Raw genomic sequence first — 25763 nt, 5'->3', positions numbered from 1 at the left:
TAAGGGTTCAAATTATTTCAAAGAATCAGTTACGTAAGGTAAAAGTGCAATGTGTCTTGCTCTTTTAACCGCCTGAGCTACTTTCTTCTGATACTTTAAGCTTGTTCCAGTTAATCTTCTTGGCAGAAGTTTACCTTGTTCGTTTACAAACTTTAAAAGGAAATCAGGATTTTTGTAATCAACGTACTTAATACCGCTCTTTTTGAATCGGCAATATTTTTTCTTCTGTTGATCTCTGTTTACTGGTTCGTTTACGAGTGTCATACTGCTGCCTCCTCTTTTTTAGATTTGTTGAATGCGCCTTTTCTTCTTTTTTCGTTGTACTCTATAGCGTGCTTGTTCAAAGCAGTGGTCAAGAATCTCATTACCTTTTCGTCTCTTTTAAACTCTACTTCTAAAGTTTTGATTAGGCTTGGGTCGGCTTTGAATTCAATCAAATTGTAGAAACCAGTAGACTTGTGTTGAATTGGATAAGCCAATTTCTTCAAGCCCCACTTCTCTACGTTTATTATCTCTGCTCCATTGTTTTTAAGCAAAGTTTCAAAACTTCCGACAGCATCCTTCATCTGATCATCAGACAAAACGGGATTTAAAATGAATACTGTTTCGTAATTGTTCATGTTAATGATTTAATTATTTCGGGCTGCAAAGATAGGCAATTACAACAAAAAACCACACGAAAGTAAAAGATTGTATTTCAGGAAAATTACCTTCACAAAAAAGACAGCCATCTCATTAAACGCCAAACACTTAATTCATCGCAAAAAGTACTAAATCAAGGCTATTCTGCTGCAATTTCAAGCAGCACCTCACTTGAAAGCTCGTGTAAGCCTTTAAAGGTTTTTACCCTTGGCTTTATATCCAAATGTTTGGCGATGGTCTCTTGCTCTTCCATTACTCCAGCGGAAAGATATTGGTCATCTGTTCCATATACCCAATACACCTTTTTGCCCTTTAGCCGCTCTTTGCTTTCTAATGGAGGCAAATCAGGAGGGAAAATCCCTGCCCAAAGAATAAGTTTATCAAAGTGAACATTGGTTTGGGTAGCAAAACGCGAAATGGTAGCTGCGCCTTGCGAAAAACCCAAAAGGTTCACTCGTACATCAGGTTTTAGCTGGCTTTTTACCGAATTAAAAACCCGATCCAAATAGGTTAAATAATTTTCTATGTCCGAAAGTCGATCTTCTTTGGTCATCCATGTAGCCCCTACTCTTCCCGTAAATCCCTCTAAATAATATCGAGAAAGCCCTTCAGGAGCTACAATTAAAGTTTTTCCATCATTCAACACTTCGAACTTTCTAATAAAATATTTAGCCAATTGACCGTGCCCATGACAAACCAACCAAAGTTGTTCAATATCACCTGAAACCTGACCTAAGGTGTGAAATCTAGCATTGAACTCAAAGCTTATCTTGTGCTCCATTATGAATTAAGATCTTTGTTCGAAAATTTAAAAGGCAGGAAGTTATCAACTGAATCAGACTCGTAAACACTACCATCCGTTGCTGGCAAATAGATTTTAATATGCTGCTCCTGATTATTTTCGTATTCACTCATTACCTGACGGCAACTTCCGCAAGGTGTAGCCATTTTAAATTGTTCTTGACTCGCTGGTTTGGCCACTATGGCTACTTTAAGAATTTGACAATCTGGAAACTGCGACTTCGCTGAAAAGAAGGCAACACGTTCAGCGCAAAGTCCAGCAGGATAACAGGCATTTTCTTGATTGTTTCCTGAAATGATTTTGCCGTTGTCTAAAAGTAATGCGGCCCCTACTTGAAAATTAGAATATGGAGCATATGCTCTTAGTGCAGATTGTTTAGCTGTTTCTATTAAGTTTTGTGTCACTTCATCAAGCTCATCCGCTTCATATTGTGTTAGTGATACTTCCTTTTTAATTATCCTAGGCATTAATTTTTTCTTGATGTGCGCTTGGAATATACGAATCCTTTTTGATTCAGATGCTTGAATCAGGATTTGTTGAAATATGTTTGGGCGGCACAAAAAAAATTGACAGCTTGGCGGCCAAACCTAATGAACCTATGAATCGCATATTAATTCTTGGGGCTGGACGCTCTGCAACTTCATTAATTAACTATTTACTATCTGCTGCCGAAGAAAATGATTGGCATGTAACTGTTGGCGATTACGCCCTTCAGCTTGCCGAAGAAAAGGTAAAGAATAGTGAAAGAGGAAGTGCAATTGCTTTTAATGTTAGAGAAGAGCAAGAAAGAATTAAAGTAATATCAGAAGCAGATGTGGTGATTTCGATGTTACCCGCATCTTTCCATCCTACAGTGGCAGAAACCTGTTTATCCTTAAATAAACACTTACTCACCGCTTCGTACGTATCAGACGATATGCGGGCTTTAAATGAGCAAGCAAAAACAAAGGGATTGCTCTTTTTGAATGAGTGTGGCCTAGATCCAGGGATCGACCATATGTCGGCCATGAAGGTGATAGACAAAGTGAGAAGCAAGGGCTTAGAACTCCGCGCTTTTGAATCGTTTACTGGCGGACTTTTAATGCCCAACCCAAATGACGACAACCCGTGGGAGTATGGCTTTACTTGGAACCCTCGAAACGTAGTACTGGCAGGCCAAGGCACAGTAAAATTTATTCAGGAAGGAAAGTTTAAGTTCATTCCTTACCATAAGCTTTTTAGAAGAACAGAGATGATCCATATTCCTGGACATGGCTATTTTGAGGGCTACGCCAATCGAGATTCATTAATGTATATGGACGTTTATAACCTCCATAATATTCAAACGCTTTTTAGAGGGACACTGAGAAGACCTGGCTATTGCAAGGGCTGGGACGTTTTTGTACAGTTGGGAGCCACAGACGATACTTATCAAATGGATGGTGTGAATCAAATGACGCATCGGCAGTTTATCAATTCTTTTCTTTCTTATAACCCAAATGATTCTGTTGAATTAAAACTAGCCCATTATTTAGGTTTAGAACTGGACGGCCCAGAAATGCATAAACTAAGGTGGTTAGATATGTTTGAAGAAACGCCTGTTGGACTTCAGAAAGGCACACCAGCGCAAATTTTAGAGCATATACTCAAAAAGAAATGGACGATTGGCCCTGACGAGAAAGACCAAATAGTGATGTGGCATTTGTTCGACTACGTTGAAAATGGGAAGACAAAACGTATTCGTTCGGCCATGGTAGCCAATGGAGAAAATGCCAACGAAACTGCTATGGCAAAAACCGTAGGTTTCCCATTAGGGGTGGCTACTAAATTGCTGCTACAAGGAAAAATCGAAGCCCGCGGTGTGGTTATTCCTATTACCCCAGAATTCTATGAGCCTATTTTGAATGAACTTGACGAGCTTGGCTTCCACTTTATTGAGGAAGAGGTTGATTTAGATTAAGCGCATTCCAAACTAAAAAGGCCAGTTGATTTATACATCTACTGGCCTTTTTAGTTTTAGCCTCCTCCACTTTTCTTCTTTTCTTTCTTGTCTTTTCGTTTAAACAGGTTTCCAATTTTTGAAAAGATGCCTTCTTTTTCTTCCTCAGTTTTGGTATCAAATTTCATAGGCTTAGGTTTTTCATCATTGGTAAAAATCCGTTTCAGAAAACCATCTTCTTCCACCGGTTTACAACCCATTTGATTGAGCACTTCGATTGACGGTGGAGGGAATTTCGCCCTTGTAATGGAATTGAAATTTTTATCTCCATTCATTTTCTGCATCATTAATCCATATATAGGCAATGCGGAATTTGCCCCTTGGCCCATAGCGGTGGTTCTAAATCCAATACGATGATCATCAACTCCTACCCAAGTAATAGTCAATAGCTTTGGAGTAATTCCTACAAACCAGCCGTCTTTATTCGATTGTGTAGTACCTGTTTTGCCCGCAATGTCATTGCTCAATCCATACTTCCAACGCAGACGAGAAGCGGTACCTTCATCGACAGTAGCTTTTAGCATTTCAATAATAGCTTCGCGAGTTGTTTCAGAAAAAGCAGGGTCTTCACTTACTTCTGGTTTGAATTCTGCAATTAATTCTCCTCTGCTATCTTCAATGCTTGTAATGAAATACGGTTTTACTGTTCTCGATGAATTGACATAGCTAGAATAAGCTTCAATCATTTCTATTAGGCTAATTTCGGCAGTTCCAAGAGCAATGGAGGGTACTTGAGGCATGCTAGAGGTTATCCCCATTCTTTGCGCTTGCCCTATTACATTTTGTAAACCGGCATCCTCAAGCACTTTCACCGCTACAGTATTGACAGAATTACTCAGAGCTCCTTTCATTGAGTAATTGAGGTCGTAATTTCCTTCGTCACCAGAGTTGGTAGGCGTCCAATTGTCGTAATTGGTATAAGTTACCTGTTGGGCAGAATAGTGTTTACACGGGTCAATCCCTGCTTCTAAAGCGGCAGTATAAACAATGGGCTTAAATGTAGAACCCACCTGCCTTTTAGCCTGACTCACATGGTCGTATTGAAAATGCTCGAAGTCAATTCCGCCAATCCAGCTTTTTACTGCACCCGACCTGGGGTCAATAGACAACATTCCTGTGTTCAAAAACTTTAAATAATGAACAGCACTATCAATCGGACTGGCTTTCACCACCTTTTTCCCCGACCAATCAAAAAGCTCCATTTCATACTTTACAGCTAATGAATCCATGATTTGCTTTTTGGTTCTTCCAGAAGCTTTTAGTGCTTTGTATTTGGGGAGTCTCTCTATTGTACTTTCAATCAAAGAAGCATTTTTCAACCAAGGTGCATTCTTTCCATAACTTTCTTCAAAATCCGTTTGAAGCTTACTCATATGCTCCGTCATGGCCTCCTCTGCCATTCTTTGCATGTCGTAATCCAAAGTGGTATAGATTTTCAAACCACTGGTATACAGGTTATATTTATCACCTTTTTCATCCTTATTATGCTTTGTCCATTCTTCTAAAGTCTTTCTTACCTGCTCCCTAAAATAAGGCGCAAGTCCATCTTCATGGCTAAACCCTCTATATGAAAGCTGTAGTTTTTCCTTCTTAGCCATTGCAACTTCTTCAGCCGTTAAATAGCCATAGCGCGACATTTGGTTCAACACAACATCCCTTCTGGTTTTGCTCCTTTCAGGGAAAATCCTTGGGTTATACAGGTGCGAAGCTTTAAGCATCCCTATCAAAACGGCAGACTCTGTAAGGGTTAATTCACGTGCTTTTTTACTATAAAACTTACCCGCAGCGCTCTCAATACCAAAAGTATTATCACCAAACGGAACCGTATTTAAATAAAGCGTAATGATTTCTTCTTTGGTATAAGCCTTTTCTAAACGAGTAGCAATGATAGCTTCCCGTGTTTTATTAACTGGCATACTAAATATACCGTGGTTCTTTCTGGGGAAGAGATTTTTAGCCAACTGCTGAGAAATCGTACTTCCTCCGCCTGATGATTCATCTTGCAGCAATAGACTTTTGAAAATAACCCTTAACAAACTGCGGTTGTCAATTCCTTCATGATCATAGAACCTTGCATCCTCTGTTGCAATTAGGGCGTCAATCAAATGTTTAGGAATTTCATCATAACCTATCGGCTGCCTATCGAAAATATAGAATTTACCAATGAGCTTTCCGTTAGAAGCATATACTTCAGAAGCTTTGCTCTGCCTAATTTCGGTAAGTTGATTTTGATTTGGAAGTGGTCCCCATACTTGCAAATAAACACTGAGGTAAAAAAGTAGAATTGAGAGGATACCAAACAAAGTAATTCTCAAAGTCCATTTTAAGAACTTACGTTTTGGCTTGCGTGATCTAGTCATTTGTGTCTATTATGGTTCAGCAAAAATATGCACTTGCCATGCCGAAAACATCATCTTTTTTAATATGCCTTCCAACTTCATCTGAACCAATATTATTGCACTGAATAACAACTTTTTTCCCGCCTTAAATTTTCATTTTGAAAAAAGTTTTCTCGATTTGAAAGAAAGGTTTGATGATGGCGTTTCCTTTTTTTAGTATTCGGAATGAAAAGCATTTTCTTTGATCGTTCCGAAGTGCCTGAGATCTTGGATAAAGTCAGAGGCTTAAACTTTCAAACCCAATATGATTTCAATAAACACAGAGTTGAACTTGGTTTGGAAGGACAATATCGTGAAGCTTATCTGCGTTTGCCCCTAACCTTGACCTGCAATCAAAATCTCGTTTTAGATTTTGAAAAAGAAGTAAACTACCTAATGCTTTTGGTGCAATCGGGCAGTGCGTCTGTAGGCGTGTTTAAAGGAGAAAAATGTTTAGCGCACAAAGTATTCGGTGCCTACATGGTTAGAAAGAAGCAGGGAAAAAGCCAGATCAAACATCTCAAAACCAAAGGAAAATCAAGAGCAGGTTCTCGTGTACGCTTGGCCAGTACTTTAGAGTTTTTCGAAAACATTAACCTCAGGCTTCAGGGTCATTTCAAAGAATACGAATTTGATAGAATTGCCTTGAGCTGTTCTAAAATTCTAATCCCCTACTTATTTGGGTCGAAAGAAAGCACTCCCTTCGATAAAAAAGACGATCGCCTTTATAAAATCCCAAAACACCTGCATCAGCCCAACTTCGAGGTTATGCTCGGTATGCAAAAATACCTTAACAAAGCCGAGCTGGTATATGACGATGCATTTTTTGAGCAGTTTGATGAGTTAAAAAACAAAGGCACTTCATATTGAAGCACCTTTGTAAAGTTGAAAAAATTAGACAGTTGACAGTCCCACAACTGACAACTTTCTATTATCCTTAGGTTGTTGGTTTCGATGGAGCGGCCACACTACCGTTCCAAGCTAGACCTGCTCCCCAAACAAGAACTTTATTATTTATAACACAAGCTTGGGTAAGGCATTGGGTTGATCCACTTCCCTCCGCTACTTGGTTATTTTTAACCCATATATATTTATTGGCACCAAGTCCGCTAAACTCCATTTTTGTCCAATTTGGTAAGTCGGGAAGGTATCCACCATAGGCCCCGGCCGAATTTGGAAGATATCGCCAGTTCCCAATTCTTATTACACCTAAACCTTGACTTCCTGTTCCTATACCAAATTGATAAGTGCCAGATTGCGGCTGATTACTGCTGTTATCTGATGGCGCTGAATAATCCTTTGTAGCATCATCAGCAATCACATTCAGGGTAAGATCGGCTCCTAATTGAGAGGTTACTAAGACTTTGAGGTTTGAATCGGCATATGGAAACCCATAAGAGTTTGAGTTCTTATGTATCACCTGCGCGTATTGGTTACCATCACCAGTAGCAAATGGCACTAAACCTGGAAACATGCCATTACTGTTATTTGCAGGATTGGTCATTGAAAAATATCCCTCATTAATACCAATCATGATTTCTCTAAATACAGAATTGGTAATTGTTCTTTCTGCCAGTGTGCTTGACGGATCATTTATAGCAGTTCTGTTTTGATGTATAGTAGTAAAAGTTTTACCACTATCAGTGGACCAATTCATATAACCACCATCACATTCATAAATGATTTGTGAGGTTAAGTTCGATTTGGTAATATGGCAAACCTGTGTACCATCAGCACTGGTAAGCTCTATAATATTATCGGAACCCGTTGCAGCATTTTTAAAACTCCCCGTCATTTGAACCGGACTTCCGTCTTTTGGAGTATCCGATAGTATACTCAGTGAAGCTGGGTAATTAGCAGCTGTAGTATCGGTTAAACTGTTCAAATAAGTATCATAAGACCTATAGCTAGCAGGTACATGATTGGGCGCAAGAATTTTATCCTGACCTGTATTGGTTTTTATTACCGCAGCAGAACCTCCCGATGCACCACTATCTGTCAAAACGGCCTTTACTTGCCCTATGATAGAATCGGAAGCTTTGGCAGCCACCATTGGCGTTTTGTAACCTAAAGAGAATGATGCTCCTGCAGAATCAGTTCCTTCAAGCGTTAGAGGCAGTCCGAGAATATCAACATTAGATAAATTAATCCATACCGCAGTATCAGTGCTAGTTCGTGAAAACTCTATCCACCCATAATAATCAGGCCCCTGAGGTAACGGTGGGTTTGGATATTTACCATAGCCAACGTACAAGCGACCGCTTTTGATTGTATCAAAGGTGATGGCCATGTTCTCCGTCAAAGGAGTCACAGCCCCCACGGTTATTCCAGAAACTCCAGATGAAGCATCGGCTGTTAGTAATACGTAAAGAGCTTTACTTGGGTCTGGAGAAGATTGTTTTGCCAGTATAGAGGATTCGCCTCTTAGGTTTGCAATTTTAATAGTAGTACTCATTTTTGGTTGGGTTAATTTTAAAATAATAGCTAATGTAGGTCTTTAAGCTCCGTATTTCATACCCCTAAAGTATTACTCATCCTATACTAATTAATAACCAAAAGCATTTCACTAAGCGTTGAACTTACTGCACCACCTCTATGTTGGTTTTTTTGATATGAAAGAAGAAAAATCATTTTGCGACCCTGAAACTGGTGAGTGCACTCCTTCTGAATTGGGAGAGTTTAAAGCAAAACCAGAACTAAATACCGATAATGAAATTATTTATGTTGGCGACCCGATGTGTTCTTGGTGTTGGGGCATTTCAAATCATTTAAAAACTTTGAAATCTGAATACCCACAATTTAAATTTTCGATTGTTGTAGGTGGTTTACGGCCTGGAGGTGGAGAAGCTTGGGGTGATGAAATGAAGAAGTTTTTAAAACACCATTGGGAAGAAGTAACAAAAAGAAGCGGACAACCATTTGGTTATTCATTATTCGATAAGGAAAGTTTCAACTACGATACAGAACCTCCTTGTAGAGCAGTTGTTGCTTCGCGAAAATGGATGGGAGAAAATGAGCTTCAATTCTTTGAGTCAGTTTCAAGGAAATTTTATGTAGATAATGAAGATCCTAATGAATCAGAATTCTATAGATCAATTTGTCAGGAATTCAACATTCCTTTTGAACAATTCAAACAGATATTCGAAAGTGATGAAACAAAATACAGCACTCATCAGGAGTTTCAACTTAACCGTCAGTGGGGTGTAAAGGGTTATCCTACGGTGCTTTTTAAAAGTGGGAATCAACTCTTCCAAATCAATCACGGGTATACCGAATTTGAGCAAATGCAATTTGTGATTGAGAAAATTCTTAGCGAGGAAGTAAAATTATAGTTTATAGACATGTTGGTATAAAAAAAGGCTGCCCAATGAGCAGCCTTTAATATGTATTTTAAAATCTTGGATTATCTCCAACCTCCATTCGATGCATTCACACCATCAGCAGCATCAGGACCACCATAAGTGTAGAACGGACGAGCAGTACCCATTGTCTCCAAAATTTGAGGAGCAACTGGTAAGTGAAGGAAAGTACCATACTGAAGTAAATCTCTCTTTCTCATTTCGTAGAACTGAATACCAATACTTGTTGCCATTAATTCTACGTGCCTTTCATGATGAATAGCATCCTTAATTGCAGCTAAAGTAGGTGCTACTGGAGGTAAATTACCTCTAGTTACACGAGTACCTGCATTAATGATTAGCGCAGCGCCTGGTAAATCACCAAGGTTTGCTCTTGCTTCAGCTCTGATCAAATCGTTCTCAGACAATAAGATTTCCGGCATATCACCAAACCATCCAGCAAGAAGATAATCGTATCTGCTAAATCTGTAGTTAGAGAAGTGATAGTAACCTCTTTCTACACGGAACGGAACAGAAGACTTGTATTGGAAATCTGTCACTAACCTTTGATCCTCAGGAGTAGTAGATTCTGGTGGGAAAGGGAAGCTAGGATCATCATCCCAATGCTCTGGCTGATCATCATCCATCATATGAATCACTCTCATATCAGTTTGTCCCCAACCTGGGTACACTGAATATACCCAGTGCTCATTAATCCATCTTACGTAACCATCACCTTGAATAATGTAGTCTTCTGTGATACCATTATCCGCATAGTTTTTAGCTCTTGTCCAGTCAGCCGCAGCATCTTCTGCTGCATTTCTTGGGGCATAAGCCACTAAACGAGCTGCAAAAGAGTTGATCAACTTTTTGAAATCATCACTGCTTAAATCCTCTGCAGTATTCATCCATGCTGCAGGAATAGTGAATGAGTTTCCAGATAGTGCAATAGCCTCATCCAGTTTAGTTAAAGCTACATCAAGAACTTCATCATAAGGGTAAAATTCTGCAGCAGCAATCTCTTCTGGAGTACTGTTTTCATCTACAATAAATCCTTTATCATAGTTCAAACCAATATAACCGAGTCCGATACCTTGAATAAACTTAGACCAAGCTCTAACCAAGTTATTATCTTCACCATTAGGCCCAATATCTAAACCACCATCCATTACTTGAAGTACTGTGTTGGCAGTAGAAACAGCTTCATACAGATTAGTAAACATGTAGTTAGAGTTTGAAGCATAGCTATAAGCTGGCTGGTTATCCCAAGCTTTTCTAGGCTCCCATGACTGATCTCTCATACCAAAGTTACCCCAAGAGCACGTTAAGTTATCCGCAGCGGTTGAAAGCATATGAGATATACCATTTGTCCAGTGCGTTGGAGCATACCATGTAATAAACATACCACCAGCTAAAGTCTTAACATCTGAATCAGACGCCAATACTTTTGCCGTATCTGGGTTGTTTAAGTTCTCGACTTCCAAGTCGTGGCAAGCAACGCCACTGACTAAAAGAAAGGCTAATAAGAATCCTTTATATATTATTTTTTTCATATCAGTTTAGTTTTAGAAATTAAGTGATAGAGACAGAGCATAATTTCTGAAGTTTGGATAAGTACCTGTACCATCCACTGGGTTTCTAATAGAACCAACTTCTGGATCATATCCAGAGTACCCAGAGAAAGTAAACAAGTTACGTCCAATAGCTCTCAAAGAAGCTCCTTTAAAGGCGTCAAACCCTAAAAGATTTTGTAATTGAGTAGCAGAGAAAGTATAACCTAAAGCCACTTCTCTAACTTTTACGAAGCTAGCATCTTCAACCCAGTAAGAGTTATTTGAGTTTACATCGTAAAATCCTTTGTAATACTCAAGTGCTTTTTTCTCAGAATCAGCTTTTCCGAATTGATCCATGATACCATTTCTGTCATCTCTAGTTAACCATTGAGATTTTCTGTTGTATACATCTCCACCTTCTTTGATGTCTAACAACACATATGCAGTGAAGCCTTTATATCTAACAGTATTAGAGAAACCAGCGTAAAAATCAGGATTACCATCACCAATTTTAACGAAAGCATCAAGACCGTTTTCGTCTTTTAACTTAATAGGCGCTTCGCTAGTTGTTCCCTGAGAACCAGCTGGTACTACATAACCTTCGTTGTTCACTTCGTAATCAGAAATACTCTTACCTTCTGGTAATTGCTGTGACATTTGATCTAAAGACTTAACCCAAGTGTTTCCGTAAATTGAACCGTAAGTTTCACCTTCTTTTACATAGAATAATCCATCCGTTCCGAAAGTATATGGAGCAATTGGAAGCTCAGTTACAGTTTGTCTTGTTCTTGAGAAAACTAAGTTAGCATCCCAAGTTAAGTCTTCGCTTTTAATAATATTAGCACCTAAATTAAGTTCAAATGTGTTTGACTCAATTGAACCTGCATTTTGGTATTGGCTACTAAAACCACCAGCGATCGGAAGTAATCTTACACTCAAGAACTGATCAGAAGTTACTGAATTAGCATAAATAGCTTCTAAAGTAAATCTGTTTAAGAACTCAGCGTTAATAGCTACTTCAGTCTCAGCTGTTCTAGATGGCTTAAGGTTTTTGTTACCCAAAGTTGAAGCAGAAGCAATACCATTACTTACACTGTAAGTTTCATATTGCCAATCAAAACCAGGTCTGATACCAGCAACACCATATGCTCCTCTAATCTTCAATTCTTGAACATTAGGAATATCTATGTCTTCAGTAATTCTGTATCCACCAGAAAGTCTATAGTAGTTATTCCATCTTTCGTTTTCACCAAACAAAGAAGAACCATCAATACGGAACATACCATCAAACAAAATCTTGTCTTTGTAATCCAAAGAACCAATGAAGAAATAGTTAGATGCGATTACTTCTTGCTGATAGTTAGAAGAAGAAATGTTTGCAGTTGGAATAGCTGACAAAGTAGGTAAGTCTCTAATACCGAAGTCAAAACCACTAGTATTTACATTGTGAATTTTACTGTTCTCATATAAGTAAGAGATTTTACCTTTTGCTGTAACATCACCAAACCTTCCATTAAGATTCATAGTAGTTTGTACTTGCTGAACATTTCTTTCAGAAGTGTTTTCACTAAGTGAACCTAAAGAGTAAGTAATACCTAGAGGGTCTGTTCCACCCAAAGTCCAAGTATCATAAGGAGAGTATGATCCTGAGCTGATTTCTCTAAACTCAGTAGAATAGCTAGCTTCAAAGTCAATCCATGGAGCTAAATCAAAATTCAAACGGTAGTTACCAATGATTCTTTTCTCTTCATTTCTATTTTCAGTTTTATAAGTACTGTAAAGAGGGTTAGACTCATTAGACCAATGGTTGTGTCTGTAGTAATAAGGCTGTCCATCAGGATTTGGTAAGAACAAATCATTATCTGGTTCTGCCAAAACAATGTTGAAGAATATACCTCCCCCACCACCTGGGTTATTTTGTGAAGAGTTTGCAATCAAATTTGAAGCTGAAAACTTCAACCAATCGTTAATTTGATGGTCGATATTCAATCTAATGTTTTGACGAGAGAAACCATCTGTATTAGGAATAATACCTGTTTGCGCATTGTTCTCAAACGACATAAAGGCGTTAGTGGTAGAGTTACGAGTAGAAACAGCTACATAGTTTGTGTAGTTAGTTCCTGTTCTAAAGAATGCCTCTTGCTGATCAATGTTTCTTCCAAATGGATTATCCATATAGTGATCTGCATCAAAACTTCTGTTACCAACAATATCAGGGCTAAATCCACCAGCATATCCTGCAGGATAAGTAACTCCATCATATTTAGTAAACTTATCAAAACTAGCATAATCAGGCGCTAATGTAAATGCATGGTGCTCAGCCAGATCGATAGTTCTTTCAAGCTGCTGCCATCCAATTTCATTTCTAACAGTAATATTGGTAGTTCCAATATTTTGATTCTGACCACGCTTAGAAGTAATAATAATTACACCATTACCAGCTCTAGAACCATATAGTGAAGCTGCAGAAGCACCCTTAATCACCTCATAAGACTCTATATCATCTACGTTAAGGTCAGAAAGACCACCTTCAATGATAACTCCATCAATCACCACCATTGGGCCAGACCCTACGTTCAAGTTGTTATCAGCTCTTAACTGAACACTTGCATCGTTACCTGGAGTACCTCCACCTTGAGAAATTCTAACACCCGCAACTTTACCCGCTAGGGCATTACCTGCAGAAGTTGCCGGAGCCAAACTCAAACGCTCTGCGTCAATTTTAGCAACAGTTACCGTTAGTTTCTTTCTAGGAGTACCAGCAGCCACACCCGAAACAACGATTTCTCCCAAATCAGTTGCATCTGGGTTTAATCGAATATCGATTGTTGTCTGTGATCCAATTTGAACTTCTTGAGTAATATATCCCAAGAATCTAAAGACGAGAACTCCATTTGCTGGAGCCGACAGTTGGTATGTACCATCTGGGTTTGTTGCAACACCATTAGTGGTGCCTTTAATTAATACATTAACACCAGGAAGCCCCTGGCCAGTTTCATCAGTTACTTTTCCCTTGATATCGCGATCTTGCGCAATAGCAGACAGGGAGACAAGCACTGACATCATGAAAGTCAGTAATACTCTCTTCATAGTTAGTAGTTTTAGTAAAAAATTATTTTAGTAAATAATTCGATTGAATTACCAAATGTAAAATAAAATACGGTCAAAGAAAACCCTCACCATATTTTTAAGGCAAAAAAAGACCTATTAAAGTATTTTATTCTTAAAAAGCGATCGTAAATTTCAGAATATGATGGATTTAAAATTGACACAAAAAGCGTCAGTGTGACACATATTTGAATTAATTCAATATCGTGATTGCTTATTATGCTTTTTGACAAAAAAATTAACACTAACACCTATGTCATTTTAATTAATCACTGTACTATTCAAATAAAAAAACATCTACACTCTATATATCAGAGAGTTACAAATCACCATTTTTCTCGATAAAACCGAAAAAATAAACTCATTAAAAGTCCGATTAAATACATCTTTTTTCAGAATAAAATCCTTGGCTTTAAACTCCAAGCCTACCGACAGAACAAAATCGGAACCTATAAACAGAAAAAATAACCAATTATATAGAAGCCACCCCCTACAACAGTCGAGCATAGAAAGTCGGGTTTTCGCATAAAAAAAGGGCTTCCCGTCTGGAAGCCCCTTTAACCAAAACATTTGTGTGTGTACTCAATTAATCTTTCACATATCGAACTGCCATTTTAGCGATTGACGATATTTTACCGTGATTATAACTTAACTCTCTATTAGGGATAGAGATATAATTACCAATTTCATTGTCAGAAGACTTTGTCCAAAAGAAACCCACTTGGTTTACGCCTATTTTCCCCATTAAAGGATCGTGATATCCTTCAGATTCAAATTTGAACAAGTAATAGTCATCAGGAATAACTCGATTAGGATCTGACGAAAAGCCAGTTTTTTCTAGAAGTTTATTCCACTCTTCTATAGTTGGGATTCTCCAGCCTTCTGGAGCAGCTATTTCAGCCTCCTTGTAAGACATTTGCTTAGAATTCCCCATAAAGTTAGCAGTCATCCAAACCACACCATCAAACTCTTGAGTGGAGTAAGTCATACCATTCCTCCAATCCACCCAATCATTACCAGCTGTCCAATTATTATTTACTTCTGGACTCAGCATCACAAATTCTTCCGGAGAATTAAAGAAACCCTTTATTGGTAATGTCATCAGCGGGGTGATGAATGCTAGCGCGAAAAGTATCTGACGTATTTTCATATTCTTTATTTAAACCAAAGTTGACGAATAATTAACCTCTATTAGTTGTAGTAATCCGTATTATATATTTTAGGTAATTCTTTAAGAGATATCGGTATTTTACCTAGTAAGGTTCAGCTTCCATTTTAAGCCTAAATCAAAACTTGCAAAACCATCTACCTTTCCTATACCTGCATTGAGTGACAAATTCTCTTTCATTTTAAAAGAACCTTCAATGGTAGGCTGAATTGCTAAAAAGCGACCATCATACAAACCAACCTTGAGACTAGGGAGCAATGTGAATTTAGATTTAGGATTTAAAGCATATTGAAAATATGTACCAGAAAACGTTTTTTGCCCTTTCTCTGAATTGTCGAAATTTTCTAATCTAGTATAACCGGCTTTAATCCGTGATTTATAATCCACTCCTAATCTAATGCCATATTTCCATCCATAAACTGTTCGATTGGCAGAAGGAGATATTTCTAAAGTATAATTGGGAGTCCTTGCTCTTTTATAAAGAGATTGAGATGAAGCTTCTAAACATATTAAGCTCAACATTAAAATGATTACTGTTTTCATGGTTTTGGTTGTTGTCATTCTGTAGCATAAAAGTACCTCACAACCAAATAGATAAGATATGAGAAAAACGAATTATAATATTTAGGTTTAACCCCAAAGCTTATAGGTATTTTTCTTAAATCATCTTCCTTCAAGCTAACTTCAAAAAAAAATGGAGGCCAATCCTAGATCGACCTCCTTCAGAACAACTAACCAATGAGCCATGAACGCTCACCGATAATCTTTATTGGTTCAATATTTCTTTGATATACACTGATATATCATGTGGTGCTGTTTCATCTCCTCCAAAGTATGGGTAGAGCTTATAATATAGACCCGTATCGCAATTTGCTCCACGATCAACCTCCTGCTCTATTTCTCCATTTAATAGTAAATAGAACTTATCGTCTACAATTTGAATCTGATAGTATGCTGTTTCATCAATAGCTACATCACCCATGTGATGGTAACTCACAACCCCACTCGTGTAGGCATATGAAAATATTTCAACCAAGTCTTTTTCTACACTATACCTCCAGCCAAATCTTACACTGTTTTCATGATGCAAACTGTTGCAATCAGAAAACCCCATTAGCTTGTTTATATCTTCTTGGTTCTTATTTCCTAAATCGTACCGTACGGTTTCATCAAACCTTGCTGTAAAAGCCAACATATCTGACTTTAAAGTTCCCAGTTTTTCACCTGGTAAACCACCTATCTTTTTACTGGTGTGCTGCCCCTTTTGCATAAGGTACTCTACCTCATGCTGTTCATAAATATCTGAGCACGAACTCAAACCGAAGAGCAATAGTATAAATGCTAATACTTTTTTCATCTTACTAAACTTTGGGTTTAACACAAGCCAATACCTCACGTAAAAAACCATTTAGTGGATTCCGATTTACGGAGAGCGAACCATCGCCCTTAAGTTTAGTTCCAATCACATTATGCACTTCAGAAGAACGTTTCATTTGTTTTAGATAAAACCCTTCTTTAGTATTTGCATTAACAGTACTTTTTTTCGACTGCTCATTTGAATTACTTACCACATTCATTCTAGGGGGTAAGTCAAAGATCAGTCTATACCCTTCTCTACCATCAGTGGTCTGTGAGCACTTTTCACTCATGTTACTTTCTCCTGCTCTGTTTATTCCATTAACCCCTAAAAGGTTTGACTGGAAATATAATCTGTTGTGCTGTCCCATGATTTCATTATTAATACATGTTCCAGATAAACTTCAAACCAAAGCCCTTCTTATCACCAGCGCCATATTCTAAACCTAGCTTCCAAGCATCACTTAGGTCAAGTCTTACTTCGGCAGCTATAAATACCTTTTGTAATTCTGTATTATATGTTGCCAATCTTACAGAAGGTCCTACTTGCATATACTCTCCTACCGGCAGCATTACACTACTTTGAATTCCAGCGAAACGATCGTCCATGTATCGTTCACCAAAGTCATAATCTCGAGTGTGGAAATAACTTAAGTTGAAAACTTCTTTAAAATTGATACCAATTTGATACCCGAATAAATCACCTCCATAATTAAAGTAAGTGGGAGCCACTTGAAAGGTGAAAGGCTTTTCATATTTTGCCTTGTAATAATGAGTTTGAGAAAAAACTACGTTGCTAACTAATAGCAGGATTGCGATGATCATTAACTTTTTCATGACATTTAGATTTAATTGTTCTGTATTCCAAATGTCATTGATTGGTCGGCCTATCTTATGGGCTTGTTCCCTAATATGAAAAATGTTGATTACGCTTAATAGAATGGGAGATTTGACTAATCATTATCATTAGGCAATATGTGGTAAACCCATATAGTTTTTAACCTATCAAGTGTTAGAATTTCACCTACTCGATTCTAGTAGTTATAGCAACTTAGTAATTCACCTAAAAAGTGTTTAAGCACTGATTTAACAATCTTTAACAGCGATTTTTTAGAAAGCGCTTTATAAACGGTTAACCTAGACGTTAAAGGATTGCTATCTTTGTCGATTAGCTAAAAAACACATGACTTGGTTTAAATCTATAGGAACAACAGAAGCCATATTTATAGGGCTTTTTATTGCTGCCTATTTTGCATATATCTTCCGGTTAGCCACAATTGCCAAAAGACTGCAAACCAGTTTTAGGCCACTGTTGCTCAAAGTATTAATACGTACCTTAGCATTCGCGCTCATCATCTTCTCACTAATGGGGCCATCTTTTGGAGAAACCACTAAAGAAGTTAAATCAGAAGGTAAAGACATTTACATTGCTGTGGACTTGTCTCAATCTATGAACGCGGAAGATGTTGAGCCATCTAGATTATCGAAAATCAAATACGAGCTCAACAATATTGTTCAAGCCTTTAGCTCAGATAGAATCGGCTTAATTATATTCTCTTCCGAAGCATTTATTCAATGCCCGCTTACTTACGATCAAAGCGCTATTAATTTATTTATCAGCACTCTCAAAACTGATTTAGTACCCAATGCGGGAACCGACTTTAGCGCCCCCTTAAATATTGCGATGGAAAAACTTGAATTGGCAGCCGAGGGACCAATAACCCAACAGAAATCAAAAATTATTCTGATGATTAGCGATGGAGAAGATTTTGGGGATGAAACCGACAAAGCAGCCAAGAAAGTAGTAAACACAGGAGTTAAGCTTTTTACACTTGGGGTAGGCACAGAAAAGGGAGCCAAAATTCCTGAAGGACGCTCTTTCAAACGAGACAGAAACGGGCAAGAGGTAATAACAAAGCTCAACTCTGAATCGTTAAGGAAGTTGGCCGCAGATACAGGCGGAAATTATTTTGAGATTAACGAAGATCAAAATGACGTTAAACGACTGATTAGAGCCATTAATGAAGTAGAAGGCGAAGTACGCGACACTCGCCAGATCGATGCTTCTGCCAATAAATTCTATTATTTTCTAGGTGCAGCCATTTTACTGCTCATTTTAGATGCATTAATTAGAAGAAAGACATTACGACTATGAAATATTTAATTACGCTCATTTTAGTATTTACTAGCATAACCGACCCCGTAACCAAAATTGCTAAGTCTAATGCCCTAAAGAAGGATGCGAAAGCTTTCTATGACGAGAAGAATTATGAACAAGCCATAACCAGCTATGCAAGACTACTGGATTCTATGCTGGTTGAGGATGAAGATGCCAGACTAAACATGGCTAATGCCGCCTATCTTTTAGCCTATGGCGACAAAGAGCTTTTGGGTGTTTTAAACGAAGCCTCAGAAAATCCAGACGAGCTTGACGAAAGCAAGGTAGAAATGGCAAGTGAAGGATTAAAGTACGCTAGCATTGCAAGCAATAATTATGACGAACTATCAGCCAACGCTCAAAACAAAGTAATTGCCTCTAGTGCATTTAATCAAAAGGGAATTATTGCTTATAAAAGAAGTGAAGCCGCTAAAGCCGAAGAAAAGAAATCTCTTACCGATCAAGCCTTAAATGATTTCAAAAATTCACTGCGAAAAAACCCTGAAAACGAATCTGCCAGATACAATTATGAGCTTCTGAAAAAACTAATCAGAGAACAAGAACAACAAGAGCAGAATAACGAAGAAAACAAAGATCAAGAGGAGAAAAAGGATCAGGAAAAGAAAGATCAAGAACAAGAAAAGAAGGATCAGGAAGAAAAAAACGACCAAGAAAAGAAAGATCAGGAGAAAAACGAACAGGAAAAGAAAGACCAAGAACAAGAGAAGAAGGATCAGCAACAAAACGATGAAGAGCAAGATCCTAATGAAGGAAAACCCCAAGAAAAAGACCCTCTTGAGAAATTAAAAGAAAAGCTTGAAGAGATGAATATGAGTCCGGAAAAGGCTCAGATGATTTTAGAGGCAATGAAGAACAATGAAATTCAGTATGTTCAGCAAAACAAAAGAAAAGCCACTAAGAAAAAGGACTCAAGCAAACCTGATTGGTAAACACTTAGGCAGCGGCATCTGGATTAGAACTGTCAGACTTTTGTTCAACCATACTTTGAGCCAGAGGCATAGCAATCATAAAAGTAACGCGATTACTTAGTTTTGAAGCCACAATGTTGCAGTCGGCTAAATTGAAGAGTTTCTTTATTAAATAGAGTCGAAGTGAAAGCATGCTTGTTCTTTCGTTGTCATCAAAATTAACGCGATACGAAAAAAACGACTCCCATTCCGAAAAGTCCTTTCTTTCATGGAAGGCCATAGTAATGTTTACATTTACAAAGTCGCTATCCAACTTAACAATAAGTTCTGGTTTCTCTCCGCTAGAGAAATCCCTCATCAAATTAATTAGTCTTTCAAATGCCGAAACTGTTTTTTCAAAATCTGTATATACATATACACCTTTAAGGTAGTCTTCAATCCTATGTTGCCTACATGCTGAATATTCTTCAAAACAAACACTTAACTGATCCTCTAAATCTAAAACTTTATATTCCAGTTTAGACTTTTCAAGAATCCCTTGTTCTATCCTCAAGAGTAAAAGTAGGTCTTCTAATATGTTCTCAACATTATTTGCTTGATTTAGTATTTTACGAACCCTCCCCCTCATGGCTCCTTCATTCGAACCACAACCTACGGCCATTCTATTAATAAGTTCTGTATTAAGCTTTATTACAGAAATTGGCCCAGTAAAATTACGGCTCAAAATATTTGAAAGATCAAAATTGAATGGCTGAAACTGTGTAGTTGAAAAGGAAAGGCCGTCATTCGCCTTCTGATTCTTATTGTCCATGCTTTAGGTGAATGTGCAGATCACGATCTCTTTTATTAAATAGATCAATCTCTGCGGTTGTTCTTAGCTATAAATTTAATCAAGAGCCAGAGTAAAAAGCATGAATTGATTACCTACAAAAAAGAAATCCAAATTTCACCTAAAGCATAGGTAAGTCACCTATTAAATGTCATCAAAAAGCCTTTTCTCTAATGCAAAAACAGCTAACCCAGCCATATTTTTAGCTCCGGTTTTTTCAAGAAGATTCCGTTTGTGCGCATCTACAGTACGAACAGAAATAAATAACTCATCTGCAATTTCCTGATTGGAATACTCTTTAACAATTAGATGAAGCACCTCTCTTTCTCGCTTAGTCAAAGGAATATCAACAGCCATTCTAGAACCCCTAGTTTTATCACCTCTAAGGTTATTCATAATTATGGTAGTTACCTCTTGTGAGTAATAAGTATTGCCCGCAGCTACTTCTGTGATTGCCCGCTTTATCTCTTCCTCCCCACTGCTCTTCAATATATAGCCTTGAATGCCATAATTGAGCATTTTCTTTATGTGTTGGGTTTCGCTTAACATTGTAAGTGCTAATATCTTAAATTCAATAGTAGCCCCTTGAATTAAATTTTTCACTAACTCTATTCCATCCATTGAGGGCATTACTATATCAGTAACAAGCACATCGAAATTGCCATTCTTGCTAATCATAGATAAAGCTTCTTGCCCATTATTGGCTTCGCCAACAATCTCGAACCTCTCATCCTCGTCTAGGTAAAATTTAATGCCATCACGAATCATTTTATGGTCGTCAACGAGAAATATTTTAATCGTTTTCATATGCTATTTTTGAGTTATCCAATGGTACATTTAGAATTAATGAGGTTCCTTTTCCTGGGAAAGAGTCAAGAATAAATTCACCTGAAAGAGCACTAGCTCTATTTTTCATACTTGCTAAGCCAAAGCCCGAAGAATTGAAATTTATATTATCCATGTCGAAACCCTGCCCATCGTCTTCAATTATTAGTTGAATGCTTTCGGAAAGTTTAAGCAGTTGTATTGAAACACTCTCCGCTTGAGCATGCTTAATAATATTAGTTATTGACTCTTGGATAATTTTATAGAAGCTAGTTTCAGTACTAACATTAAGTCGTTCTTCCTCTAAGTTAGTAATGAATTCGAAATTCACCGAAGAAGTAGCATTCAATTCATCTACTAAGTCTTTAACAACTTCTGTTAATCCAAAATCTTCGATAGCTTTCGGCATTAATCTATGGGCAATTTCGCGGGTTTGATCTAGCGACTTTCTTAGGTTTTGCCAGCCACGTTCGTATCGTTCCAACACCTTTGGGCTTAAGAGGTGTTTTTCTTTTTTAACAAACTCTAAGTTGAGCGAAGCAATAGTTAAAGTTTGTTGTAAACTGTCATGAATCTCGCGAGAAATACGGCTACGCTCATGATCTGCGGCATCTAAAATGGCGGCCAATACTTTTTCTTCTGACCTTATTCTGTCTGTAATATCAAAAACAGAAGCTTCGATAGATAACGGAACTCCATTTTGGTCAAAAATACCATGCCCGAATTCCGAAAGCCACTTTATTTTTCCTTCTCTATCAAGAATTCGGTAGCTTAGTCTATAGGGCTGCTTATTGCTTATTGCTGCATTTAGGCTAGATTCTACAAACCTTTTATCGTCTGGATGAATTTGTTTTTGATATTGTAAAGGATCTATTTTTATCAGCTCATCGGCAGTAAATCCGGTTAACTCAAGGCAATATGCATTTACATAGACGAATTCTTTGGATGGATATTTAGCGCTATACACTAGCCCTGGTATGTCTTCGACTAACGACTGATATTGCGCATATGATTTTTCAAGATCAAGCGTGAGCTTTCTTTCCTTGGTCACATCCATTAGAGTACAGACATGCCTTATAGGAAGTCGATTTTTATCAAACTCTACATTTTTACCTAAGGCTCTCATCCACTTTACATCACCCACATTGGTCACAAGCCTCACTAAAACATCGATTTCATTAACCTCTCCTGATTTAAGCTTTGTGGCCAAATCACAAACCAACTCTACATCCTCGGCAAAAACACTTTTTCTCACATAATCTGTAACATCATTCTCAAAGTCATATTTCGATCTTCCTATGAGTTCGTAGTAATTTTCATTCCATTCCAGTAAATCGTTCTTAATATCCCAGTCCAGAATTATTTGTTTGGTACCAGAAATAGCCAAGTTTAAAACCCTTTGGCTTTCCATAAGCTGTTCTTGAGCAATGCGGGTGGCAGTTACGTTCATTGTTAAACCTATCACTCTTAGTCTGCCGTTTGTGTCAACAAAAGTTTTACCTTTTGATCTAAGCCAACGCAATTCGTTGTTCTGAGTAAGCACTCTATACTCAAGTTCGTAATGTCTGAGTTTTCCTACTTTAAGTTTACTAAAAAGCATTCGTACTTTCTCACTATCGTCAGGATGAAGCACAGAATCCATAAATTGATCTTTGGAAGGATCGTATCTATCTTTTTCCTGACCTATAATTTCTAAATAATTATCACTTACACTTACAGTATTGGTTTCCAAGTCCCAGTCCATCAAAGCCATATTGGCTCCATCAAATGCAAGTTTTAATCTCTCTTCATTTTCTAACAATTCTTGGTCTTTGAGGTAGGAATCTGTAATATCTAAATTAAGTCCAATTATCTTATCCCCCTCTTCTTCGTTGATTCGGAAAATTTTGGCTGTTGATCTTACTCTCTTTATTTTTCCAGACTTAGTCTTAATCTCATATTCAACATCAAACACCCCTCTATTTTTTACTAAAGAGCCTAAATTCAGGGTAAGTAATTCCTTATAGGCTGGCTGAACATATTCGAGCCAATCAGAAATTTTAATTTGGTTATCCTTCGGAAGTTTTCTTTCATGAATTGAAGCCATCCCTTTATCCCAAACTAGGTAGTCTGAAACCATATCCCATTCCCAAACACCAGTTTTTGCCGTAGTAGCAGCTAACTCATACTTAAGGTTTGCATTTACAATCGCCTTTTCTTTCTCTTTGTATTCGGTAAAGTCTATATGGGTGCCATAGATTATAAGCGGCTTACCATCTTTATCTCTTTCTATAATTTTGCCTCGGTCTAATACCCAGCGCCATTTATCGTCTTTTCCTTTAATCCGAATCAATAATTCAAACTCTCCGCTAGCATTAACTGCCTCTCCGTATAAACCAGTATTGATTCTTTCTAAGTCGTCTGGATGGACACGTTCGTCAAAAAAGGCTTGTTCGTGAACAATCTCATCGAAATCATACCCCAGCATTTCTGCATAGTATTCATTGAATCGGGTCTTGCCAGTTTTCAGGTTCAATTCCCATGTTCCAATTCTGGCAGATTCGATGGCCAGCATCATTTTTTGCTTGCTATCCAACAATTCCTTTTCTGCTTTAACTCTGCCAGTAACATCTCTAAAAACAGCAAAAATAAAAACATCCCCATCTATCATAATTCTACTTAGGTTTACTTCGCAGAAAATGATCTTACTATTGCTCTTCTTTACATCCCAGAAAAAATTTGCCTGACCGTTTTTCAAGACGTTCTCAATTTGTTCAGCGACAAATTCTTCAGAAAGGCGTCCATTGGTTTGATATTCTGGAGTAAACCTCCAAAGTTTTTCATTTTTAAGCTGCTCTTCTGCTATACCAAAAATTGCTTTGACATTGGTATTACAATCTAGGCAGAAACCATCTTTTAAGATGACCATTGCATCATTACTCTGTTCAAAAATGGTCCTGAACTTCTGTTCATTTTCTTTTAAGTTCGCCTGAATTAGATACTGATCATGAACATCTGTTGAGATACCGATAAGAGAGGTGATATTCCCCGATTCATCTAACATGGGAGATACAGAAACCATAAACCACCTATAAATTCCTGTTGAGTTTTTAATTCGTACTTGTTCAGAAAAAGTAGTCTTATTTCGATTTGTTTCCTTCCATTTTGTCTTTATCAAAAGAATGTCATCAGGGTGAACAAAATCCAACCACTTAGCACCGAAAAACGAATGATCGTGAATTCCAAAGTAAGACCTCCCTCTACTATTTAGATAGGTCAAGCTACCCTGAGCATCAACGAGCCAAAGAATATGAGGTAGTGCTTCTGACTGAAACCTGTATTTTTCTTCACTCTCCTTTAGTGCCAAATTAGAGAGCATCTCGCTTGTTACATCTCTAAGCATTCCCGTCAAATCTTCTCCGTTTCGCTCCAATTCGCAGTACAAATGCTTAACCCCACCTTCAATATCCATTCTAAAATTGAAGCTAGCTCTTTCTCCAGATTTTAAGTCGAGGGTCAACTGAATAACATACCTATCTTCTTTGATTATTTTATGGAAGAAACGCAGTGAAGGCCCTTCTGAAACAGGCATGCCTAAGAGATTATAAATATTGTCGGACCATACAATTTTATTTGTTTTGAGGTTCATTTTAAAAGAACCTATTCCTCCAATCTTCTCAGTTCGTGACAAAAGCTCTTTGGTATTCATCAAATCGAGCTCCTTTATTTTACGATCATGTATATATTCTTCAATACCAATGTTTTCTGTATAAAACAAAAAGGCCTCTGTTTTACCATCATCGTTTATTACAGGCGACACCGTAATCTGAATATCGAAGAACATACCGCTTTTACGCTGAGAGGTATATTTACCTTTCCATTGTTTACCCTTGTTTAACTGCTGCTTGATTTCTTCGACAACCTCAGGTTCTATAAAATTAGAATCAAAAAGAGTAACCAATTTACCTAATGATTCTTCTCGTTTAAACCCAGTAAAACTCTCATGAACATCGTTTACGTAAAGTGTAATTCCTTCAGTATCGGTGATTACTATAGCATTGGAAGATTTATTAATAGCAGCGTATAGACTATTTAATTCTTGTTGATTTTCTCTCTCTTCAGTAATGCTTTTGATACTCGAAAGCAAATATTGACTACTGCCAATATTAATAATTTGTATTGCCTCGGATGCCTCTATAACCGACCCTGAATTTGTAATGAACTCATACTCTACCGACTCGACACGTTCGCCCTCAAATGCCCTCTGATGATTCTTTTCAAAAGACTTCTTGAATTTTGGCTCAACAAAATCTACCAGTTTTCTTCCTTCTATTTGTTCTAATGAATAACCTATTAGCTTTTTAAATTGATTATTCGCCACCAACAGATTCCCTGCTTCGCTTGTCAATGTAACGCCATCATTATTCGTATCTAATAGTGAGTCAATCAACGCTCTATTACCTGCAATTGCATCAAAGAGTTGCTCCCTCTCATAGCGCCAATGGTCGTTTCCATCTACTTTCTTACCTTTCATTACTGCAATTTCCTTATGGCTCAATTAATTACTTTCCACCCTAATAAGACTGAAAAGGGGATTTATCCACTTATTGAAAAACACCTAAAAGAGTGACCTAGGTGGAACCATCAAATATGATTGAATTCGTTTTTATTAAATTAGGTAAAACACCTAGTCATTAATTTAAGAGTTTATGCCAACATT

21 protein-coding genes are annotated in these 25763 nt (G+C 37.6%); 5 read left to right on the top strand and 16 right to left on the bottom strand.

Annotation, left to right across the window (positions count from 1 at the left end):
• Window positions 1-12 precede the first annotated feature (12 nt).
• From rpsR to cdd, 4 genes are all read right to left on the bottom strand, one after another.
• Entirely contained in the window at window positions 13-264 is a 252-nt protein-coding gene (rpsR, locus tag AWW67_RS03025; protein WP_053224657.1) for a 30S ribosomal protein S18, read from the bottom strand.
• Window positions 261-626, bottom strand: a complete 366-nt coding sequence (rpsF, locus tag AWW67_RS03020) for a 30S ribosomal protein S6 (protein WP_053224656.1) — start codon at window positions 624-626, stop codon at window positions 261-263. The genes rpsR and rpsF overlap by 4 nt, the downstream gene beginning before the upstream one ends.
• 155 nt (window positions 627-781) lie before the next feature.
• Window positions 782-1423, bottom strand: coding sequence for an alpha/beta hydrolase (locus AWW67_RS03015; RefSeq protein WP_062300164.1), 642 nt, complete (start codon window positions 1421-1423; stop codon window positions 782-784).
• Window positions 1423-1911: a cytidine deaminase gene (gene cdd, locus AWW67_RS03010; RefSeq protein WP_062300162.1), complete on the bottom strand. Its 489-nt coding sequence runs from the start codon at window positions 1909-1911 to the stop codon at window positions 1423-1425. Before cdd ends, AWW67_RS03015 begins: the two co-directional genes overlap by 1 nt.
• 131 nt (window positions 1912-2042) lie before the next feature.
• Here cdd and AWW67_RS03005 point away from each other — a divergent pair, with 131 nt between their 5' ends.
• A complete protein-coding gene (locus AWW67_RS03005) occupies window positions 2043-3383 on the top strand; it encodes a saccharopine dehydrogenase C-terminal domain-containing protein (protein WP_053224806.1) in 1341 nt (446 codons plus the stop codon).
• Between the two features lie 56 nt (window positions 3384-3439).
• Here AWW67_RS03005 and AWW67_RS03000 read toward each other — a convergent pair whose 3' ends face one another.
• Window positions 3440-5782 (bottom strand): penicillin-binding protein 1A, encoded by a 2343-nt coding sequence (locus AWW67_RS03000; RefSeq protein ID WP_062300160.1) that lies wholly within the window; start codon window positions 5780-5782, stop codon window positions 3440-3442.
• Between the two features lie 204 nt (window positions 5783-5986).
• On the opposite strand from AWW67_RS03000, the gene AWW67_RS02995 reads away from it, so the two are divergent.
• Window positions 5987-6670: a VLRF1 family release factor gene (locus AWW67_RS02995; RefSeq protein ID WP_062300159.1), complete on the top strand. Its 684-nt coding sequence runs from the start codon at window positions 5987-5989 to the stop codon at window positions 6668-6670.
• 67 nt (window positions 6671-6737) lie between these two features.
• Here the strand turns inward: AWW67_RS02995 and AWW67_RS02990 are convergent, their stop codons facing one another.
• Window positions 6738-8255, bottom strand: a complete 1518-nt coding sequence (locus AWW67_RS02990) for a beta-1,3-glucanase family protein (RefSeq protein ID WP_062300157.1) — start codon at window positions 8253-8255, stop codon at window positions 6738-6740.
• A 157-nt stretch (window positions 8256-8412) separates the two neighbouring features.
• On the opposite strand from AWW67_RS02990, the gene AWW67_RS02985 reads away from it, so the two are divergent.
• Window positions 8413-9132: a DsbA family protein gene (locus AWW67_RS02985; RefSeq protein ID WP_062300154.1), complete on the top strand. Its 720-nt coding sequence runs from the start codon at window positions 8413-8415 to the stop codon at window positions 9130-9132.
• A 71-nt stretch (window positions 9133-9203) separates the two neighbouring features.
• Here the strand turns inward: AWW67_RS02985 and AWW67_RS02980 are convergent, their stop codons facing one another.
• The 7 genes from AWW67_RS02980 to AWW67_RS02945 form a co-directional block, all read right to left on the bottom strand.
• A complete protein-coding gene (locus AWW67_RS02980) occupies window positions 9204-10691 on the bottom strand; it encodes a RagB/SusD family nutrient uptake outer membrane protein (protein ID WP_062300152.1) in 1488 nt (495 codons plus the stop codon).
• Between the two features lie 12 nt (window positions 10692-10703).
• Entirely contained in the window at window positions 10704-13781 is a 3078-nt protein-coding gene (locus AWW67_RS02975) for a SusC/RagA family TonB-linked outer membrane protein (RefSeq protein ID WP_053224648.1), read from the bottom strand.
• A gap of 604 nt (window positions 13782-14385) precedes the next feature.
• Window positions 14386-14949: a fibrobacter succinogenes major paralogous domain-containing protein gene (locus AWW67_RS02965; protein ID WP_062300151.1), complete on the bottom strand. Its 564-nt coding sequence runs from the start codon at window positions 14947-14949 to the stop codon at window positions 14386-14388.
• Window positions 14950-15048: 99 nt separating this feature from the next.
• Complete coding sequence (locus AWW67_RS02960) at window positions 15049-15510, bottom strand: hypothetical protein (protein WP_141655368.1); 462 nt, start codon at window positions 15508-15510, stop codon at window positions 15049-15051.
• Between the two features lie 223 nt (window positions 15511-15733).
• On the bottom strand, window positions 15734-16324 hold the full coding sequence (locus AWW67_RS02955; protein WP_062300147.1) for a hypothetical protein: 591 nt from the start codon (window positions 16322-16324) through the stop codon (window positions 15734-15736).
• Window positions 16325-16328: 4 nt separating this feature from the next.
• Window positions 16329-16694 (bottom strand): hypothetical protein, encoded by a 366-nt coding sequence (locus tag AWW67_RS02950; RefSeq protein WP_062300145.1) that lies wholly within the window; start codon window positions 16692-16694, stop codon window positions 16329-16331.
• Window positions 16695-16704: 10 nt separating this feature from the next.
• Complete coding sequence (locus tag AWW67_RS02945) at window positions 16705-17160, bottom strand: hypothetical protein (protein ID WP_053224642.1); 456 nt, start codon at window positions 17158-17160, stop codon at window positions 16705-16707.
• A gap of 346 nt (window positions 17161-17506) precedes the next feature.
• Between AWW67_RS02945 and AWW67_RS02940 the strand changes: the two genes are divergently transcribed.
• Complete coding sequence (locus AWW67_RS02940; protein ID WP_053224641.1) at window positions 17507-18478, top strand: vWA domain-containing protein; 972 nt, start codon at window positions 17507-17509, stop codon at window positions 18476-18478.
• Complete coding sequence (locus tag AWW67_RS02935; RefSeq protein ID WP_062300143.1) at window positions 18475-19431, top strand: hypothetical protein; 957 nt, start codon at window positions 18475-18477, stop codon at window positions 19429-19431. The genes AWW67_RS02940 and AWW67_RS02935 overlap by 4 nt, the downstream gene beginning before the upstream one ends.
• 4 nt (window positions 19432-19435) lie before the next feature.
• Here AWW67_RS02935 and AWW67_RS02930 read toward each other — a convergent pair whose 3' ends face one another.
• The 3 genes from AWW67_RS02930 to AWW67_RS02920 all read right to left on the bottom strand — a co-directional run bounded on the left by AWW67_RS02930 (window position 19436) and on the right by AWW67_RS02920 (window position 25577).
• Window positions 19436-20221: a histidine kinase gene (locus AWW67_RS02930; protein WP_062300141.1), complete on the bottom strand. Its 786-nt coding sequence runs from the start codon at window positions 20219-20221 to the stop codon at window positions 19436-19438.
• A 162-nt stretch (window positions 20222-20383) separates the two neighbouring features.
• Window positions 20384-21046: a response regulator transcription factor gene (locus AWW67_RS02925; protein ID WP_053224638.1), complete on the bottom strand. Its 663-nt coding sequence runs from the start codon at window positions 21044-21046 to the stop codon at window positions 20384-20386.
• Window positions 21033-25577, bottom strand: a complete 4545-nt coding sequence (locus tag AWW67_RS02920) for a PAS domain-containing protein (protein WP_141655367.1) — start codon at window positions 25575-25577, stop codon at window positions 21033-21035. The genes AWW67_RS02925 and AWW67_RS02920 overlap by 14 nt, the downstream gene beginning before the upstream one ends.
• Between the last annotated feature and the right edge of the window lie 186 nt (window positions 25578-25763).

It is taken from the genome of Roseivirga seohaensis, assembly GCF_001592945.1.
GTDB classification, from domain to species: domain Bacteria; phylum Bacteroidota; class Bacteroidia; order Cytophagales; family Cyclobacteriaceae; genus Roseivirga; species Roseivirga seohaensis.
Note: the sequence above shows the minus strand (reverse complement) of the source record. Positions and strands in the feature narration are given on the sequence as shown.

Coding starts and splice junctions, on each gene's coding strand:
- rpsR (WP_053224657.1), bottom strand. CDS start 264: ATGACACTCGTAAACGAACCAGTAAACAGAGATCAACAGAAGAAAAAA.
- AWW67_RS03015 (WP_062300164.1), bottom strand. CDS start 1,423: ATGGAGCACAAGATAAGCTTTGAGTTCAATGCTAGATTTCACACCTTA.
- cdd (WP_062300162.1), bottom strand. CDS start 1,911: ATGCCTAGGATAATTAAAAAGGAAGTATCACTAACACAATATGAAGCG.
- AWW67_RS03005 (WP_053224806.1), top strand. CDS start 2,043: ATGAATCGCATATTAATTCTTGGGGCTGGACGCTCTGCAACTTCATTA.
- AWW67_RS03000 (WP_062300160.1), bottom strand. CDS start 5,782: ATGACTAGATCACGCAAGCCAAAACGTAAGTTCTTAAAATGGACTTTG.
- AWW67_RS02995 (WP_062300159.1), top strand. CDS start 5,987: ATGAAAAGCATTTTCTTTGATCGTTCCGAAGTGCCTGAGATCTTGGAT.
- AWW67_RS02990 (WP_062300157.1), bottom strand. CDS start 8,255: ATGAGTACTACTATTAAAATTGCAAACCTAAGAGGCGAATCCTCTATA.
- AWW67_RS02985 (WP_062300154.1), top strand. CDS start 8,413: ATGAAAGAAGAAAAATCATTTTGCGACCCTGAAACTGGTGAGTGCACT.
- AWW67_RS02980 (WP_062300152.1), bottom strand. CDS start 10,691: ATGAAAAAAATAATATATAAAGGATTCTTATTAGCCTTTCTTTTAGTC.
- AWW67_RS02975 (WP_053224648.1), bottom strand. CDS start 13,781: ATGAAGAGAGTATTACTGACTTTCATGATGTCAGTGCTTGTCTCCCTG.
- AWW67_RS02965 (WP_062300151.1), bottom strand. CDS start 14,949: ATGAAAATACGTCAGATACTTTTCGCGCTAGCATTCATCACCCCGCTG.
- AWW67_RS02960 (WP_141655368.1), bottom strand. CDS start 15,510: ATGAAAACAGTAATCATTTTAATGTTGAGCTTAATATGTTTAGAAGCT.
- AWW67_RS02955 (WP_062300147.1), bottom strand. CDS start 16,324: ATGAAAAAAGTATTAGCATTTATACTATTGCTCTTCGGTTTGAGTTCG.
- AWW67_RS02950 (WP_062300145.1), bottom strand. CDS start 16,694: ATGGGACAGCACAACAGATTATATTTCCAGTCAAACCTTTTAGGGGTT.
- AWW67_RS02945 (WP_053224642.1), bottom strand. CDS start 17,160: ATGAAAAAGTTAATGATCATCGCAATCCTGCTATTAGTTAGCAACGTA.
- AWW67_RS02940 (WP_053224641.1), top strand. CDS start 17,507: ATGACTTGGTTTAAATCTATAGGAACAACAGAAGCCATATTTATAGGG.
- AWW67_RS02935 (WP_062300143.1), top strand. CDS start 18,475: ATGAAATATTTAATTACGCTCATTTTAGTATTTACTAGCATAACCGAC.
- AWW67_RS02930 (WP_062300141.1), bottom strand. CDS start 20,221: ATGGACAATAAGAATCAGAAGGCGAATGACGGCCTTTCCTTTTCAACT.
- AWW67_RS02925 (WP_053224638.1), bottom strand. CDS start 21,046: ATGAAAACGATTAAAATATTTCTCGTTGACGACCATAAAATGATTCGT.
- AWW67_RS02920 (WP_141655367.1), bottom strand. CDS start 25,577: ATGAAAGGTAAGAAAGTAGATGGAAACGACCATTGGCGCTATGAGAGG.